Consider the following 16,458-nt stretch of genomic DNA (forward strand, 5'->3'; position numbering starts at 1 on the left):
AATCGCGGCGTAGGCGGGGCAATAAGGCCCAGCTTTCAAGCGGTGTCAAAGGGAAAGCGTCAAAAAACCCGGCTCCGGCGCGTTTTTACCCCCATGGGCATAAACGCGCCGAAAACCGGGCTTTTAGTGACGGATAGCGGGATCGCCGTCGCGACCCTGGCCGGCGCTGGGCTGCGCCGCCAGATCATCTTCCTCGGTCCAGGTGATCGCTTCGGGCTTGGACACCAGCGCGCGCGCCAGCACCTCGTCGACGTGGGACACAGGAACAATCTCCAGCCCCTCGCGAATGTTGGCCGGAATTTCCGCTAGGTCTTTCTCGTTTTCCTGCGGGATCAGCACCGTCTTGATGCCACCACGCAGCGCCGCGAGAAGCTTCTCCTTGAGGCCGCCGATCGGCAGCACCCGACCGCGCAGCGTCACCTCGCCGGTCATCGCCACATCCTTGTGGACGGGAATGCCGGTCAGGGTCGACACGATGGTCGTGACCATGCCGATACCGGCCGACGGACCATCCTTGGGCACCGCGCCCTCGGGCAGGTGGATATGGATGTCCTTGCGGTTGAACAGGCTCGGCTTGATGCCATAGCCGGGCGAACGCGCCTTCACATAGGAGAAGGCGGCCTGCACCGATTCGTTCATCACTTCGCCCAGCTTGCCGGTCGTCTTGATGAGCCCCTTGCCGGGCACGGTCACCGCCTCGATCGTCAGCAGTTCGCCGCCCACCTCGGTCCAGGCCAGGCCGGTGACGGCGCCGATCTGGTTTTCCTCTTCGCCCACGCCATGGCGGAATTTCCGCACGCCGGCATAGTCGGCTAGGTTTTCGGGCGTAATCTCGACCTTGTCGAACGCGCCTTCCAGGATCTTGCGCAGCGCCTTGCGGGCCAGACGCGCCACTTCCCGCTCCAGCGTGCGGACGCCGGCCTCACGGGTATAGTAACGGATCAAGTCGCGCACCGCGGCCTCGGTAACCTCGAACTCGCCATTCTTCAGGCCATGGGCGTCGATCTGCTTGGGCACCAGATGGCGCTGGGCGATCTCGACCTTCTCGTCCTCGGTATAGCCTTCGAGCCGGATGATCTCCATGCGGTCGAGCAGCGGCTGCGGCAGGTTCAGCGAGTTGGCCGTCGTCACGAACATCACGTCGGACAGGTCGACGTCGATCTCCAGATAATGGTCCTGGAACTTGCTGTTCTGTTCAGGGTCCAGCACCTCCAGCAGCGCCGACGCCGGATCCCCGCGGAAATCCTGGCCCAACTTGTCGATCTCGTCGAGCAGGAACAGCGGGTTCATGGTGCCCGCCTTCTTCAGGTTCGACACGACCTTGCCCGGCAGCGATCCGATATAGGTGCGGCGATGACCGCGGATCTCGGCCTCGTCGCGCACGCCGCCCAGCGACTGGCGCACGAATTCGCGGCCGGTCGCCTTGGCGATCGAACGGCCCAGCGACGTCTTGCCGACGCCCGGCGGGCCGACGAGGCACAGGATCGGCCCCTTCAGCTTGTTGGTGCGCGCCTGCACCGCCAGATATTCGATGATCCGGTCCTTGACCTTCTCCAGCGCGAAATGATCCTCATCCAGGATCGCCTGCGCCTTCTTGAGGTCGGTCTTGACCCGGCCCTTCTTGCCCCAGGGCAGGCCCAGCAGCACGTCGAGATAGTTGCGCACCACCGTCGCTTCGGCCGACATGGGCTGCATGCCCTTGAGCTTCTTGAGCTCGGCCGTCGCCTTGGCGCGCGCTTCCTTGCTCAGCTTCGCCTTGGCGATCTTGTCGGCCAGTTCGGCAAGCTCGTCGCCTTCCTCGCCCTCGCCATTGCCCAGCTCGCGCTGGATCGCCTTGAGCTGCTCGTTCAGATAATATTCGCGCTGGGTCTTTTCCATCTGGCGCTTCACGCGGCCACGGATCTTCTTCTCGACCTGCAGCACGCCCAGCTCGCCTTCCATGAAGGCGAACACCATCTCCAGCCGCTTGACCGGATCGGGCTCGACCAGCAGCGACTGCTTGTCGGCAACCTTGACGTTGATGTTGGCGGCGACGGAATCGGCCAGGCGACCGGCATCGTCGATCTCGCGCAGCTGCACCGGCGTTTCGGCCGGCAGCTTCTTGTTGAGCTTGGCGTAATTCTCGAACTGCTCGGCCACCGAGCGCATCAGCGCAGCGGCTTCCGGACCTTCGGCGACGATCTCCTCGACCGGCGCGACCTCGGCGACCAGATAGCCCGCCTCGGCCGGCGCCAGATCGGCCAGCTGGGCGCGATGCTTGCCTTCGACCAGCACGCGCACCGTGCCGTCAGGCAGCTTGAGCAGCTGCAGCACCACCGACACCACGCCGGTGTCATACAGCGCGTCCTTGCCCGGATCATCCTCGGCCGGGTCCAGCTGGGACACCAGGAAAATTTCCTTATTGCCCTCCATCGCCGCTTCCAGCGCGGCGACGCTCTTGTCGCGACCGACGAAGAGCGGGACGATCATCTGCGGGAAGACGACGATGTCGCGCAGCGGCAGAAGGGGATATTGCGTAGTCATTCACTCTCCAGGGCCGGACTTGCGGCCCGTCATGCGGTTCATCGCCTTTATGGGGATGCCCGTCGCGTCAATCAATCAGCGATCACCATATTGCTGCAACGATGAACAAGGGCTTATCCGCCAGCAGCAGCCCCGGAACGGCAGTGCGCGCCGGCTCAGAAGGGCAGCTTGAAGCCCGGCGGCAGCGGCAGGCCGGCGGTCATCTTGCCCATTTCGGTGTTGCTGACCTCGTCCGCCTTCTTGCGCGCATCGTTGAACGCGGCGGTGATAAGGTCTTCCAGCATCTGCTTTTCCGACGGCGCCAGCAGGCTGTCGTCGATCGACACGCCCAGGATGCGGCCCTTGGCCGACGCCTTCACCTTGACCAGGCCGCCACCGGCCGCGCCCTCGACTTCCAGCTTGTCCAGATTGTCCTGCGCGCGCTGCAGCTCTTCCTGCACGCGGCTGGCCATCCCCAATATTTCGTTCAGATCCTTCATGCTTCGGCACTCCATTGTTCCGGCTCGTCCGAATGGACCAGCTCGGCATCGGGGAAGGCGTCCATTGCCGCCTTGACCACCGGGGTTTCCAAAATTGCGGCGCGGCTGTCGGCCAGCTGGCGCTGTTCATTGGCCAGCAGGGTCGGCTTGGCCTCCCCCTCGCCCTGCGTCACCGTCCAGGCGACGCCGGTCACCTCGCGCAGCGCCGGGATGATCCGGGTAGCGAAGTCGGGCGACAGGCTGGCGGTGCCGCGATACTCCAGCATTGGCGGATCATAGCGGATGATCCCCACGCAATCATGCATTTCCTGCGCCAGATGCCCCTTGCTCTTCTGCCAGAAGGCTTCGATCAGATCCTCGAAGGTGGCGGGCAGGCTGGACGCGGGTTCCGGCGCGGGCGCGGCAGCAGCGGGCGCCTGACCCGGCATCGCCGGCGCGGCCGCCGGCACCCCGCCCTGCAGCATCCGGGCAAGGTCGCTGGGATCAGGCATGGTCGCGGCATGCATCACGCGCAGCAGCGCCATCTCGCACGCCTCGATCGGCAGGGCGGCGGTCGCCACCTCGTCATGCCCCTTGAGCATCAGCTGCCACAGCCGATGCAGCGGGCCAAAGCCGATCTGCGACGCCCAGTCGGCCAGCGCGCCGCGTTCCTCGTCGGACTGGCCCGGCGTCGCAATGTCGCGCCCGGCCTTCACCAGCGTGACCGCATGCACCAGTTCCAGCAGACCGCGCATCAGCGACAGCGGCTCGACCCCCAGCGCATATTGATCGCGCACCCCGCCCAGCAGCGCAGCGGTATCGCCCTCCAGCAGCAGGCCGAGCAGCCGGCGCGTCGAGCCGCGATCCGACAGGCCCAGCATCTCGCGCACCTGCGCGGCCGTGACCATCGGCTCGCCCTCGCCCATTTCGGCATGGGCGATCGCCTGGTCCAGGATCGACAGGCCGTCACGCACGGAGCCTTCGGCCGCCTGCGCAATCAGCGACAGCGCATCGGGTTCGGCCGCGACCTGTTCGGCCTCGACCACATGGGCGAAATGGCCGGCCAGCATCTCGGCCGGGATGCGGCGCAGGTCGAACCGCTGGCAGCGCGACAGCACCGTCACCGGCACCTTGTTCACCTCGGTCGTGGCGAACAGGAATTTCACATGGGCCGGCGGCTCCTCCAAGGTCTTGAGAAGCGCGTTGAACGCGTTCTTCGAAAGCATATGGACTTCGTCGATGATGTAGATCTTGTAGCGCGCCGACACGGCGGCATAGCGCACCGCCTCGATGATCTCGCGCACGTCGTCGACGCCGGTATGGCTGGCGGCGTCCATCTCGACCACGTCGATATGCCGGCCCTCGGCGATCGCCATGCAGGGTTCGCACACGCCGCACGGGTCGATCGTCGGGCCGCCCTGCCCATCGGGGCCGATGCAGTTCAGCGCCTTGGCGATCAGCCGCGCGGTCGACGTCTTGCCGACCCCGCGCACGCCGGTCATCAGAAAGGCATGGGCGAGGCGCCCGCGCCGGATCGCATTGCCCAGCGTCTGGACCATGGCGTCCTGCCCGATCAGCTCGCGAAAGTTGCGCGGACGATATTTGCGCGCAAGCACGCGATAGGGCTGAGGGGAATCGGACATGCCTGTTTCCTAACCGTTCAGATGCGGCTTGTCGAAGCCCGTTCGGACCTTGCGAAGAGATGATGCTGTGCGGAAAGGTGGGAGCCGGAACGACCCGCAGAAAAATCGTTGTGGCTGCTTCCGTCAGGACCTGACCAGGTTGGCGACGACTACGTCCGCCCGACTCCCGGCCGGGCATATGGCGAAGTCATGACAGGAAGGCAAGGGCTTCCATGCCCTTGCCTTCCTGAAAGCTAGTCCAGCCCGCTCTTCTGCGCCTTGCTGACGAATTCCAGCGCCGAATGGGCGGCCTCGGCGATCGCTGCCTCGGCCTTCTTGTCGTCCACGGTCGGCCGGTCGAGATAGATGGCCAATATATATTCCTCGCCCGCCGGCGACTTCACCAGCGCGATGTCATTATAGGCGGTGCCGCAGCTGCCGGTCTTGCTGCCCGACGTCCAGCCTTCGGGCAGACCAGCCTTGATCCTTTTGTCGCCGGTGGTGCTGGCATTCAGCCAGCCGCGCAGCCTGTCGGCATCGGCCGCAGCCATGTCGCGGAACAACAACCGTCCCATCAGCCCGGCCATCGCCGCCGGACTGGTCGTGTCGCGCGGATCGCCAGCGACATTCTCGTTCAACTCGGGTTCGATACGGTCGAGCCGCGTGATCTTGTCGCCATGGGCACGGATGAAGGAGGTCAGCCCCTCCGGCCCGCCCAGCATCGGCAGCAACAGGTTGGCGGCACTATTGTCGCTGACCTCCACGGCCGCCGCGGCCAGTTCGGCCATCGACATGCGGCCACGCTTCTTGTTCTTCTTCACCACCGGCGCGTAATCGAGAATATCGTCCTTGGTGAAGGGTATCTCCCCCTCCAGCCCAAACTTGCCGCCCTGCGCACCGATCAGCACGGCAGCGGCCAGCGGCGCCTTGAAGGTCGAGCACATGGCAAAGCGATCATCGCGGTTGAAGCCCAGGATCAGCGCACCGTCGCGATCGACCAGCGCGATGCCCATGCGCCCGCCGGTCTCCTCCTCGATCTCCTTGGGATTGCGGACGGAGGTGAGCGCGGATTGCGGCACCAGATAGCGCGGTGCGGGCGGCATCAATGTCGGCAAGGTCGGCACCTCTTCGGCCTTCTTGGCCGGCGCCTTCTTCTTGGGCGCGGCCGACAGCGGCAAGGCCACGACCAGACAGGCGGTCAGCGCCACGAGCGAGAGGGATTTGCGCAGCGCCATGGCTTACATACCTTGCATATTGTTGAATTCGCCAGGGATACGGACGGTCAGCGCGTCCAGTTGCTCGGACAGAATGATCTGGCAGGCCAGGCGGCTGGTGCGGGTCGCCGCAGCGGCCAGGTCCAGCATATCCTCCTCATCCTCGCTCGCGCGCGGCAGGCGGTCGAAATCGGCGGCATCGACGATGACATGACAGGTCGAACAGGCCATCTGCCCTTCGCATGTTCCTTCCAGCGGCTGACCCGCCGCCTGTGCAACCTCCAGCAGGACGGACCCGGCAGGCGCATCGACCTCCAGTCGATTTTCGCCGTCGGCGCTGATGAAGGTGACCATGGTCATGCTATGCGATGCTCCCTGCTCACGGCGCCGCTTGTGCGGTCGCCGCCCCGTTAATCACCTTCGCAGCCTCCTCCAGTTCGGCCGGTGTCGTGTATCGGCCAAAGCCGATCCGCACCGATCCGCGCGCCTGACTGTCTGAAAGACCCAAGGCGCGCAGCACATGGCTAGGCCGCCCGGACCCGCTCGCGCAAGCGCTGCCGAGCGAAAAAGAAACATTGCGGCAATCGGACAACAATCGCGCGCCGTCGATCCCGGCGCGACGAATGTTGAGATTGCCGGGATAACGCGCGTCGGCGCTGCCGTTCAGCGTCCAGTCGGCAAACAGCGCGCGCGCCTGCGCAGACAGCGCCGCCAAATGCGCTTGATCGGCCTCCGCCTGCTCCCGCATCAGGCGCGCCGCCACGCCAAAGCCCGCGCACAGGGCGGGCGACAAGGTGCCCGACCGCAGCCCGCCTTCCTGCCCGCCGCCATGGATCAGCGGGTCGATCTTCATCCCGTCGCGCAGCCACAGCGCGCCGATCCCTTTTGGCCCATGGATCTTGTGCGCGCTGATCGCCACCATGTCGCACGGGTCGGGGATCGGCACCCGGCCATAGCCCTGCACCGCGTCGCACAGGAACAGCGCGCCCGCACCATGGGCCAGTTCCGCCAGCGCGCCGACCGGCTGGATCACGCCAATCTCGTTATTGACCAGCATCGCGACAACGAGAGCGACGCCCGGCACGATCGCCCGCGCCGCGACGTCCAGATCGACCAGCCCGTCGCCATCCACCGGCAGGACCGTCACCGCCCGGCCCATCCGCCGCATCGCCGCCACCGTATCCAGCACGGCGGCATGTTCGGTCGCGATGGTGACGATGTCGCCCGCCGGCGCGCCCTGGATCGCGATGTTCAGCGCCTCGGTCGCGCCGGAGGTGAAGAGCAGCCTGCCGCCCGGTGGCAGCAACTGGCCGATCGCGTCGCGCGCCAGTTCCACCTGCGCCGCCACCATGCGGCCGGCGCGATGCGCGCTGTGCGGATTGGCGAACTGGTCGCGCAGCAGCGGCACCATCGTCTCGAAGGCTTCGGGCGCCAGCGGCGTCGTCGCCTGATAGTCGAGATAGATCACCGGCTCGCCCGCTCCGCCATGGCGGTCCATGTGGCCAGGAAGCGATCGACATCCGCCGCGCTCGTCTGCGGGCCGAAACTCACCCGCACCACTTCGCCGGCCTCCGCCGCGTCCCAACCCATCGCGCCCAGCACATGGCTGGTCTTGAGCGAACCGGACGAACAGGCGCTGCCCGCCGACACGGAAATGCCGGCCAGGTCGAACTGGATCAGTTGCGCCCGCGCCGACAGGCCGGGCATGCGATAGCTGGCGATCGCCGGCAGGCGCGGCGCGTCGCGCGCGACGATCTGCCCGCCTGCCGCCTCGATCCCGGCGTCCAGCCTTGCCCGCAGCGCGGCCGCCACCGGCCCCCAGTCGCCCCGTGCCTCCAGCGCCGCCGCCATCGCCATGATCGCCGGCAGATTTTCGGTGCCGGCGCGATAGCCCTGCTCCTGCCCGCCGCTCGGTTCGACCAGCGCCAGGTCGCGGATCAGCAGCGCGCCGATCCCCGGCGGCCCGCCGAACTTGTGCGCGCTGATCGCGATCATGTCGGCGTCGGGCAGGGCCAGCTTGCCCGCACTCTGGGCGCAATCGGCAAACAGCAGCAACCCCGCGCGCCGGAAATCCGCCAGTGGCTGGATCACGCCCGTTTCGTTGTTCACATGCTGGATCGCGACCAGACTGCCCAGCGCCAGCTCCGGCAACAGCACCCGGCCATCGCCGTCCACCGCCAGCCGCTCGGCCTCCCTGGTCACGCGCAGCACCGCATCATGCTCGACCGGCGAGGTGATGATTCGCGCCGCCTTGGCGCGGGTCAGCGCGATGGCGATCGCCTCGCTCGCGCCGGAGGTGAAGAGGACATGGCCATCCCATCCCAGCGCCGCCGCGATCCGCCGCCGCGCATCCTCCAGCATCGCCCGCGCCGCGCGCCCGTCGCTGTGCGGGCTGGACGGGTTGGCCCAGCCCGCCATCGCGGCGACCATCGCGGCCTGCGCCTGCGGCAGCATCGGGGTGGTTGCGGCATGATCGAGATAAAGGCGGTCGGCGGCCAAGCGGAACTACTCATTGATTGCGGAAATGGCGGCGGCATCTATATAGGCGGATTGCCGCGCTGCGCCAGCGTGAAGGCCATATGGCCAAGCCCCGGCGCGCGCACGGACCCTTTCCTCGCTGCCCCGTGGCAGCCCAGACCATAACAGGTGCCATGCCCGACGTCATTTTCCCCGGACCCGAAGGTCGCCTCGAAGGCCGCTTCAGCCCCCCGCCCCGCCCGCGCGCGCCGGTCGCCATGATCCTGCACCCGCATCCGCAGGGCGGCGGCACGATGAACGACCGCATCACCCAGGCGCTCTACAAGACCTTCGTGAAGCGCGGCTTTGCCGTGTTGCGCTTCAACTTCCGCGGCGTCGGCCGCAGCCAGGGCACGTTCGACAATGGCATCGGTGAACTCAGCGATGCCGCAGCGGCGCTCGACTGGGTGCAGAGCTTCCACCCCGAAGCGCAGACCACCTGGATCGCCGGCTTCTCCTTCGGCGCCTGGATCGGCATGCAGCTGCTGATGCGCCGCCCGGAAATCCGCGGCTTCATCTCGGTCGCGCCGCCGGCCAACATGTATGACTTCTCGTTCCTGGCGCCCTGCCCCTCGTCGGGCATCATCGTCCAGGGCACGGCGGACGAAGTGGTGACCGCCAGCGCGGTGCAGAAGCTGGTCGACAAGCTGCGCACCCAGAAGGGCATCACCATCCATCATGACGAGATCAAGGGAGCCAACCACTTCTTCGAGCATGAGCTGGACCAGCTGATGAAGTCGGTCGACAATTATCTCGACATGCGCCTGTCGCCGGACTCGCCGATCCGCTGAGGACCGGCCCGATCGGGATCATGGAGGGGCTGCCGCCGCGCAGCCCCTTTTTCTTTGCCCGCACGATCCGCCTGGCCGCCAGGACCGGAAATCTGCCGAGCCGCATCCAGTACCGGCCCGCAACCGAATGTAGATCAGCCTGACCTTCGCGATCTCCAGCCCCCGCCTCTGGCCTTTTGCAGCGGGACGCCCACCGTCTCCCGCCATGAAGCCTTGATGGCTCCCCCCCAGAAAGAGCGCCCTCCACTTACTCCACGGCTTCTCCCAAAAGCTGACCTTGGCATATCCGTCATCCCGGACTTGATCCGGGATCCATTCAGCACTCCCTATCTGGCGTAGTGCAAAATGGATCCTGACCTTCGTCAGGATGACGCCCGTGACGATTGGCAGGTTTGCGACCAATTGAGGACGCCAAACACCATTCATCTGACACCCAATAGCAGACTTAACAGGCTAGCGTGTTGGCAACATGCTGATCCAGAGGTCGTTCTGCCAGTCCTCATATCCAAGCAACGCCCCAAATTGCCATTCGCGCTCATGCGTCCAATCTCCAGGCCTATCGAGAAGTTCGATCATCGCAACAACACGCCATTGCTCGCCCGGAAGCGTGTAGAAAATCCTATCTAGGAACCGATCTGCAAGTTGTGTGGGCCTTGTTTGAACTGTCTTTTCAAAGCGTCCAGTGGCAACATGACGATCAAACATCGCTAGGTAGCGGGCAACGCATTCTGGCTGATCTTCTTGGCCAAAAGACGCGAAATAGGAGAGCGGCTTGCTACCCCTCAGCATGAGACCCAATTCCCGATTTGTATGAACAAGATAAGGAAGGTTGCGGAGGCTTTCTGGCAGCATTGCCAATCTTACCTCTCAAATACAGCGTATCCAATGTCCTCTTTCCGCGAACTTCCATCCGTAAGCCGCCGTTCCGCTACCCACCCCAAATCCGTCATTCCCGCGCAGGCGGGAATCCATCTCCTGACCTCGCATCTGGTCCGAAGCTGGTGAGATGGATCCCCGCCTGCGCGGGGATGACGCTGTGAAACAGGTGGCCAGCTTCCCACCCAAATCCCACCCGGTGAAGGCTGTGATTTTCCTGTTCTTCGAAAGCAAGAGATGATGGAGGACGGTCGAGCGCCGCGCGGTTCATGCGCGCGGCGCCGTGAAGAAGGCGGAGGAAGGACAGGTCGCACGCCGCCGCCAGACCAGCAGCCAAGCCGCCATCCCGCCCGCGCCCTCCCCAGGGGCGCCGGCAGGATTAGATCGGATCAGTTGGCCTTGGACAGGTCCACCTTCTCGACCCATTCGGGGTAGAAGGTCGGTTCGCGGTTGGACCAGCCGACCGCCGTGGCGGCCGCCTCGCTGATCGACTGCAACAGCAGCCGGCGCTTTTCCGGGTGAAGATGCGGCAGGCTCGCCGCCGCGCAGAAGGCGCCCGGCAGCCAGGGCCGCGCCCCCGCCCCCAACAACCGCTCATAGAGGAAGCGATAGGCCGAGAAGCTCGCCAGCCGGTCCTGCCCCAGGTCAAAGGCGGACACCGTCACCAGCGGCGCCATGAACGGCTCCACCTGGTCCAGCCCGCTATCGTCGGGAACATGCGCCTTGATCTCGTCCAGCCGGCCATAGATGCGCGCCTGGGCGCGGATGCTGGCTTCCTCAACCATGTCGCGCGACCATAGCTTCATCGCGTCGCGGCGATGCAGCCCGATGTCCAGCGATCTGCGAATATATCTTTGCGTGGCCGACGGGAAACTGGCGAATTCCCGCAATTCCGCCAGGGTAATGGCCCCGTCCGCCGGTCTTGCACTCGTGCCCATTGCTCATGCCCTCCGACTTGAAGTCGATCAGCAGAACATGCGCCTCACATGGTTAGCAAAGGCTTAACGGGCACCTGTCCCACCGATTGTCACAAGGGACCAGATTTCGTTTTGCAGTGCAACATGATATTTTTGTGAAATGCGACGGACGGAGGATTATGCCCGCGCTTCAACCGCTTCGGGCGCCAGCAACCAGGCGAGGCCGGCCGTCGCATCATCGAAGATCCGCAGATAGGGCTGCGTCATTTCGCGCTTCACCTGCAACCGGGTGATCGCGCTGCCGGTGATGATGGCGATCCGCCGCGCCTTGGGGAAATCGCCCAGATTCGCGCGGAAGGACGCGACCGCCTCCTGCGGCTGGGCGCTGCTGGCGCTCATGTCCATGCGCAGCAGATAGCCCGGCTTGAACCCCTCGGCCAGGAAGCGGGCCTTGCACTCGCGGGCATAGGCCGCGACTTCCTCCGCGGTGAACAGCTTGGACCATTTGATGTCCAGCAGGTTCAGATCATGGCGAAATTCGATGTGGTACATGGCGCAGTCTCCTGCGCGCTCCCTGCCATGACCGGGTTAATATTTCGCCTCCGGGGCGCCCCTGCTCAGGCCGGGCGCCGCTCCAGCACCGCGCCGATCATGCTGCGCCACACCGCCACGTCGCCGGCCCGCGCCATGTCGGCATCGGGTTCGCGCAGCGTGTGCAATATCGCATAGGCATCGTCGACATGGTCGGGCCAGGCCGCATCCACCGCGCCCGCCGCATGGGGATCCTGGCCGCCGCCATTCAGGCTGAGCTGGCGCCCGGCCAGCACGCGGGCAATGCGTTCGATCGCGGGGGTGGTGGAAGTCGGCATCGTCGTCTGCTCCTCTCGCGCGGGAAGCCGGCCTGCCGCCTGATGGCGGTCGGGGCCGCGCTTGCCCGACTGGAATAACATGGATTTTCGCGGTCCGCTATCGGTCAGCGCTCGGGCTTTTCGGGCCGGGGCTTTTCGGGAAACCCCGAAGACGGCACCGGTTCGCCGTCATCGTCCGGCCGGCTGGTCGCGGGCGGGTCCGACGCGTCCATGCTGTCTTCCAGCGCCTCGTCCAGCTTCTTCTCGCTCTCGCGCTTCGTATCGCTCATCTGCGCGTCTCCTTTTCTCCTGCTGGATCAACCGACAGGAGCCAGCGCCGGTTCCCCGCCAGTGCCCCACGCCGCCGCTTCGACCAACCGCCAAGCCGCTTCGACCAGCATCGCGCGCAGGGGGCGACAGCGCCGGCAAGCTGGCGTAGATATCATCCATGACACTTCCCACCGAAGAGGGGCCGCGCGGCGTTTCGCCGACCGCCGCCCTCTATTCCATCATCGGCTTCTGGTTCTTCTACGCGATCCTCATCAGCGTGCGGGCGCTGGTGGTGGGCTTCGACTATCAGGGCGAAATGGCCGCCCGCCGCGCCGTGGTGACATTGATCGGCATCATCGTGACCTGGATTCTCTATCTGGCGATACGCCGGTTCGATGCCAAGCCGCTGGCGGTCCGCATCGTCGCCGCCTTCTCGCTCGCCGCGCCCTTCGCGCTCGCGATGGCGGTCGCCAACTATTATGTCTTCAACATCTATGACCCGATGGGCATGTTTCCCGACATGGACCAGCAGAAATATGAGGCCCAGTCCCATGCGCTGATCTATATCGTCGATGACGCCGTCAGCCGCTATTTCTTCCTGTCTGCCTGGGCCGGTCTCTATCTCGGCCTGTCCTATGCCAGCGAGGCGCATCGCACCGAACGCCGCGCCGCCCGCCTCGAACGCGCCGCGCAACAGGCAGAACTGCGCTCGCTGCGCTATCAGGTGAACCCGCATTTCCTGTTCAACACGCTGAACTCGCTTTCCTCCCTGGTGATGAAGGACCGGCGCGACGAGGCCGAACAGATGATCATGTCGCTCTCCAATTTCTACCGCACCAGCCTCACCGGCGATCCGCTCGATGACGTGCAACTGGAAGAGGAAGTCCATCTCCAGAAACTCTATCTGGATATCGAGGCGGTGCGCTTCCCCGACCGCCTGGCCACCCGGATCGACATTCCCGCCGACCTGCTGACCGCCTGCGTGCCGGGCCTGATCCTTCAGCCTCTGGTCGAAAATGCGATCAAATATGGCGTCTCGCGCACATCCAGCCCGGTCGCCATAACCATCCGCGCACGCGAGGAGCATGGCCTGCTGCACCTCACCGTCGCCGACAATGGCGACAAGCCGCCCAGCCCCGGCGATGGCGGCAGTGGCATCGGCCTTGCCAATGTACGCGATCGCCTGTCCGCCCGCTTTGGCGATCAGGGCCGGATCGACTATGGTCCGCAGGCCGATGGCGGCTTTGCCGTCAATCTCTTCCTTCCGCTCAACCGCCGGGGGTGCTGACGCCCATGTCCATCCGCACCATGATCGTCGATGATGAGCCGCTCGCGGTCGAGCGATTGCAGATGTTGTGCGCGCGCGAACCGCGCATCGCGCTGGTCGGCACCGCCAATGATGGCGAGGCGGCGTTGCGCCTGGTCGAAGGGCTCAAGCCCGACCTGCTGCTGCTCGACATCGCCATGCCGCTGCTCGACGGCATCGGCGTCGCCCGTGCGATCAGCCAGATGGGCATCCGCCCGGCGATCATCTTCGTCACCGCCTTCGAAAGCTTCGCGGTCGAAGCGTTCGATCTTGCCGCGGTCGATTATCTGCTGAAACCCGTCGCCCATGATCGCCTGACCCGCGCGGTCGACCGGGTCGAACAGGCGCTGCGCAGCCGCGATGGCGAGGATGGTGCTACGCCCGCCCCGGCCGAACCCGCGCCCGAATGGGCCGAGGAATTCTGGGTGCCGCACCGCTCCGAACTGGTCCGCATCGCCGCCGACCAGATCGACCGGATCGAGGCGGAGCGCGACTATATGCGCCTCCATGTCGGCGCCCACTCCTATCTGCTGCACCAGACCATCAGTTCGTTGGAGGAACGGCTCGATCCGCAGGCGTTCGTCCGCCTGCACCGCTCGCACATCGTCCGCCGCCCGCATATCGCGCGGCTGCGTCACGATGGCAGCGGCGTCTGGTTCGCGGCGCTCGCCGACGGCAATGAGATCCGCATCGGCCGCACCTATCTCGCCAATGCGCGGGCCATGACCGGGCGCTGAGAGGCCTTTTAGGAATGTCCTGACGGGTCCGCACCCCCAGCCGACCACCCATCAGGATAGAATGTCCGGGCGGTCGGGTGGGGGTGCGGGCCGGCGCCGAACTGAAAATGCGCCCTTCCGCGCATTTTCCAAACGCCCGCTACCCGATCAGTAGATCCACTGGATGCGGGTCAGCACCGTGTCGCTCTCGCCGCGCTCGCCGAACCGGTCGAGCCAGCTATGGCCCCAGGTCGCGCCGAATTTCCAGCGCGTCGTCGCCCACCAGTTGAGGCCCAACATCGTCTTCTTGAAGCGGCCACCCTCGATGCCATTATCGTCCAGGTCCATTTCCGAATAGCGCGCCACCAGTTCCGGCGCGCCCCAGCGGCCCCTGGGAATGACGCGCCGGGCATAGCCGACATTGCGGTCATAGGGCCGGGTCTCTCCGGTCAATATCCAGCTGCCGGTGACATACCAGCCATGGAAGACCGGATCGCGAAATTCGCGCGAATTGGTCCGGTTCAATATATATTCGCCCAGGAACGAGACCGGCCCGACATTCAGCAGCGCCTCGCCGGCAAAGCCGTCGCTGCTCTGCGCCGCGAATTTCCCGGTGTCGATCGCGACGTCGCCGACATTGGTTTCCGCTCGGCCGCTATAGCGGATCGTGCCGTCCGCCGCGGCATGGCGATAGGCCACGCCGACATGCAGGAACTCGTTGCGGTCCGGCACGTCCCAGATCAGCCCGGTCATGCGCGCCGAATAGTCCCAGCCACGATCGGTCGAGCTGCCGAAATCCCAGCTATCCTTGTAGGCCCCCGCCGAAAAGGTCGCCGCCTTGTTCGCGCCCAGCACCTGGACGAAGCGGACGCCGAAATTGCGCGACGTGAAAAAGGGCGTCAGCACGCGCTCGCTATGCGGCAGGTTCGCCGAATCCCCGACCATTTCGTAGGAGAATGTCTCCTTGGTCTTCCCCAGTGTCATCTTGGTGCGGCTGCCCAGCGGAAAGGTCAGCGACGCATCGGTCAGCTTCCATTTCTGCTCGGGGTTGGTGTCGAACCCCTTATATTCGCCGCTGACCTGATAACTTACCCGATAATCGCCGCCGACCGATCCGATCAGGCTGAGCCGCGCCGATCGCACCTGAAACTCGTCCTCCTGCCGGCCGATCTGGCTTTCATTGACCGCATCCTGGCTGAAATCGGTCCAGTCGCCGATCAGCGACAGGCCCAGGCGGATCTTGAAGAAGGGCAGTTCCTTGTTCGGGTCGGCGGGCTTGGCCGGCGCGAAATCGGGGACGACATAGCTCGGCGTGTCGTCCACCGCATGCACGTCGCCGCCGCTATGATGGCCGATCGGCTCATAGAGCGATTCCGTGCTCTGCGCTCGGACATCGGGCGCGCATAGCCCCCCGGCCATCAGCATTGCCATGATGACGGGCGAAGTGCCGGGAAGACGCGCGCGCATGATCTATTTCCCCTTGAACCTGTCCCTTCTGATCGTCGCAAATCCGGGGTTCCGCCATCGGGGGAAATACCGAGAATGGCCGGGGCGACGGGCCTTTTCCCACGCAAAAAGGGCCCGGCTCGCGCCAGGCCCTCTCCCTCCCTTGGCGGGATGATGGGCGTCAGTTGCCGACCACCGGCCGGGCATCCTTGGCATCGGCATAGCGTTCGTTGGTCTGGGCGCGGGCGATGGCGGTCGCGATCGGCGCCTCGACCTGGGCGATCGCCGCCGCGCGGCACGCGCTCATGGTGTTGATGTCGGTGCTGAAGCAGACCCGGCTGGCCGCACGGGAGATGCGGGTGCGCAGTTCCTGCTGGTCGGCGTGGCGCGTGAGGTCCAGGTCACCGAAGCGGACCTCGGTGGTGCGGCCGTTGGACGTGAACTCCTCGGCCGAAGCGATGCCGGAACCGGCCAGCAGGGCGGCGGCGGCACTCAGGGCAGTGATGATCTTGGCGGTGGCGAACATGGCGTGTCTCCTCAAAACTGTCATGGCATCCGGCCTGCGTCGTCAGGGGGCATCGACATGCCGGATGCGAACGGTTCGGCGGGGGTCTTGTGGGGGCGTTGCGCCATGTCCCGTTCGCCCATCCTGTGTACACGCCCGGCCGTCTCGCCGCTCGTCCGCTTCGACCGGCAACCCTCGGCATCGGCCAACGACCGATCCATCGACCAAGCGCGGATTTGCGGGGACGAACGACCGGACGAATGGCATTCGCCTGCGAAACGACAGCCTATTCCCTAGGGGAAATTACGGATATCCAAGGAAAGCGGACATGAAAACGCCCCCGGCGCAAGGGAATGCCGGGGGCGTATCCGGATGCTGTCGGGCACTCCAGATCTTGTCTCAACTGTTACCGTCAACACGGCACCATCGGCCGTGAACCGTCGCTTAAC

Annotated in this window: 18 protein-coding genes and 1 other RNA gene; 4 read left to right on the forward strand and 15 right to left on the reverse strand. The window is 65.3% G+C overall.

What is annotated here, in order from left to right; genetic code table 11:
* Positions 1-123: 123 nt before the first annotated feature.
* From lon to BRX37_RS15910, 8 genes are all read right to left on the reverse strand, one after another.
* Positions 124-2,523 carry an endopeptidase La gene (gene lon, locus BRX37_RS15875; protein WP_004207700.1) on the reverse strand — a complete coding sequence of 800 codons (2,400 nt, stop codon included), beginning with the start codon at positions 2,521-2,523 and terminating at the stop codon, positions 124-126.
* A gap of 155 nt (positions 2,524-2,678) precedes the next feature.
* Positions 2,679-3,002, reverse strand: coding sequence for a YbaB/EbfC family nucleoid-associated protein (locus tag BRX37_RS15880; protein WP_004207701.1), 324 nt, complete (start codon positions 3,000-3,002; stop codon positions 2,679-2,681).
* The gene (locus BRX37_RS15885; protein ID WP_125988136.1) at positions 2,999-4,624 is read right to left on the reverse strand and encodes a DNA polymerase III subunit gamma/tau; all 1,626 of its coding nucleotides are present in this window, start codon (positions 4,622-4,624) and stop codon (positions 2,999-3,001) included. The genes BRX37_RS15880 and BRX37_RS15885 overlap by 4 nt, the downstream gene beginning before the upstream one ends.
* Positions 4,625-4,697: 73 nt before the next feature.
* An RNA gene (gene ffs / locus BRX37_RS15890) (signal recognition particle sRNA small type) lies at positions 4,698-4,795 on the reverse strand.
* 62 nt (positions 4,796-4,857) lie between these two features.
* Entirely contained in the window at positions 4,858-5,838 is a 981-nt protein-coding gene (blaSGM, locus tag BRX37_RS15895; protein ID WP_125988138.1) for an SGM family class A beta-lactamase, read from the reverse strand.
* A 3-nt stretch (positions 5,839-5,841) separates the two neighbouring features.
* The gene (locus tag BRX37_RS15900; protein WP_010337134.1) at positions 5,842-6,177 is read right to left on the reverse strand and encodes a 2Fe-2S iron-sulfur cluster-binding protein; all 336 of its coding nucleotides are present in this window, start codon (positions 6,175-6,177) and stop codon (positions 5,842-5,844) included.
* 19 nt (positions 6,178-6,196) lie between these two features.
* Positions 6,197-7,315: a cysteine desulfurase family protein gene (locus tag BRX37_RS15905; RefSeq protein ID WP_125988140.1), complete on the reverse strand. Its 1,119-nt coding sequence runs from the start codon at positions 7,313-7,315 to the stop codon at positions 6,197-6,199.
* Entirely contained in the window at positions 7,282-8,316 is a 1,035-nt protein-coding gene (locus BRX37_RS15910) for a cysteine desulfurase family protein (RefSeq protein ID WP_125988142.1), read from the reverse strand. Before BRX37_RS15910 ends, BRX37_RS15905 begins: the two co-directional genes overlap by 34 nt.
* A gap of 152 nt (positions 8,317-8,468) precedes the next feature.
* On the opposite strand from BRX37_RS15910, the gene BRX37_RS15915 reads away from it, so the two are divergent.
* On the forward strand, positions 8,469-9,125 hold the full coding sequence (locus BRX37_RS15915) for an alpha/beta hydrolase (protein WP_004207708.1): 657 nt from the start codon (positions 8,469-8,471) through the stop codon (positions 9,123-9,125).
* Positions 9,126-9,145: 20 nt separating this feature from the next.
* Positions 9,146-9,268: a hypothetical protein gene (locus BRX37_RS27340; RefSeq protein ID WP_318276713.1), complete on the forward strand. Its 123-nt coding sequence runs from the start codon at positions 9,146-9,148 to the stop codon at positions 9,266-9,268.
* 310 nt (positions 9,269-9,578) lie between these two features.
* Here BRX37_RS27340 and BRX37_RS15925 read toward each other — a convergent pair whose 3' ends face one another.
* The 5 genes from BRX37_RS15925 to BRX37_RS26775 all read right to left on the reverse strand — a co-directional run bounded on the left by BRX37_RS15925 (position 9,579) and on the right by BRX37_RS26775 (position 12,056).
* The gene (locus tag BRX37_RS15925) at positions 9,579-9,977 is read right to left on the reverse strand and encodes a hypothetical protein (protein ID WP_125988146.1); all 399 of its coding nucleotides are present in this window, start codon (positions 9,975-9,977) and stop codon (positions 9,579-9,581) included.
* A gap of 413 nt (positions 9,978-10,390) precedes the next feature.
* Positions 10,391-10,939: a hypothetical protein gene (locus BRX37_RS15930; RefSeq protein WP_004207710.1), complete on the reverse strand. Its 549-nt coding sequence runs from the start codon at positions 10,937-10,939 to the stop codon at positions 10,391-10,393.
* Positions 10,940-11,095: 156 nt separating this feature from the next.
* Positions 11,096-11,470, reverse strand: coding sequence for an STAS/SEC14 domain-containing protein (locus BRX37_RS15935; RefSeq protein ID WP_125988148.1), 375 nt, complete (start codon positions 11,468-11,470; stop codon positions 11,096-11,098).
* Between the two features lie 65 nt (positions 11,471-11,535).
* Positions 11,536-11,787, reverse strand: a complete 252-nt coding sequence (locus tag BRX37_RS15940; RefSeq protein ID WP_017503401.1) for a hypothetical protein — start codon at positions 11,785-11,787, stop codon at positions 11,536-11,538.
* 104 nt (positions 11,788-11,891) lie between these two features.
* The gene (locus tag BRX37_RS26775) at positions 11,892-12,056 is read right to left on the reverse strand and encodes a hypothetical protein (RefSeq protein ID WP_164522474.1); all 165 of its coding nucleotides are present in this window, start codon (positions 12,054-12,056) and stop codon (positions 11,892-11,894) included.
* A gap of 158 nt (positions 12,057-12,214) precedes the next feature.
* Between BRX37_RS26775 and BRX37_RS15945 the strand changes: the two genes are divergently transcribed.
* Together BRX37_RS15945 and BRX37_RS15950 are read left to right on the forward strand one after the other, a co-directional pair.
* Positions 12,215-13,324 carry a sensor histidine kinase gene (locus BRX37_RS15945; RefSeq protein WP_069338686.1) on the forward strand — a complete coding sequence of 370 codons (1,110 nt, stop codon included), beginning with the start codon at positions 12,215-12,217 and terminating at the stop codon, positions 13,322-13,324.
* A gap of 5 nt (positions 13,325-13,329) precedes the next feature.
* Positions 13,330-14,079: a LytR/AlgR family response regulator transcription factor gene (locus tag BRX37_RS15950; protein WP_125988150.1), complete on the forward strand. Its 750-nt coding sequence runs from the start codon at positions 13,330-13,332 to the stop codon at positions 14,077-14,079.
* A 147-nt stretch (positions 14,080-14,226) separates the two neighbouring features.
* On the opposite strand, the gene BRX37_RS15955 is transcribed toward BRX37_RS15950, so the two are convergent.
* Both BRX37_RS15955 and BRX37_RS15960 read right to left on the reverse strand, forming a co-directional pair.
* Positions 14,227-15,525: an OprO/OprP family phosphate-selective porin gene (locus BRX37_RS15955; RefSeq protein WP_125988152.1), complete on the reverse strand. Its 1,299-nt coding sequence runs from the start codon at positions 15,523-15,525 to the stop codon at positions 14,227-14,229.
* A 160-nt stretch (positions 15,526-15,685) separates the two neighbouring features.
* Positions 15,686-16,030 (reverse strand): UrcA family protein, encoded by a 345-nt coding sequence (locus BRX37_RS15960; protein WP_004207717.1) that lies wholly within the window; start codon positions 16,028-16,030, stop codon positions 15,686-15,688.
* Positions 16,031-16,458: the final 428 nt, after the last annotated feature.

The organism is Sphingomonas sp. S-NIH.Pt3_0716 (assembly GCF_003950715.1).
Lineage (GTDB): Bacteria > Pseudomonadota > Alphaproteobacteria > Sphingomonadales > Sphingomonadaceae > Sphingobium > Sphingobium yanoikuyae_A.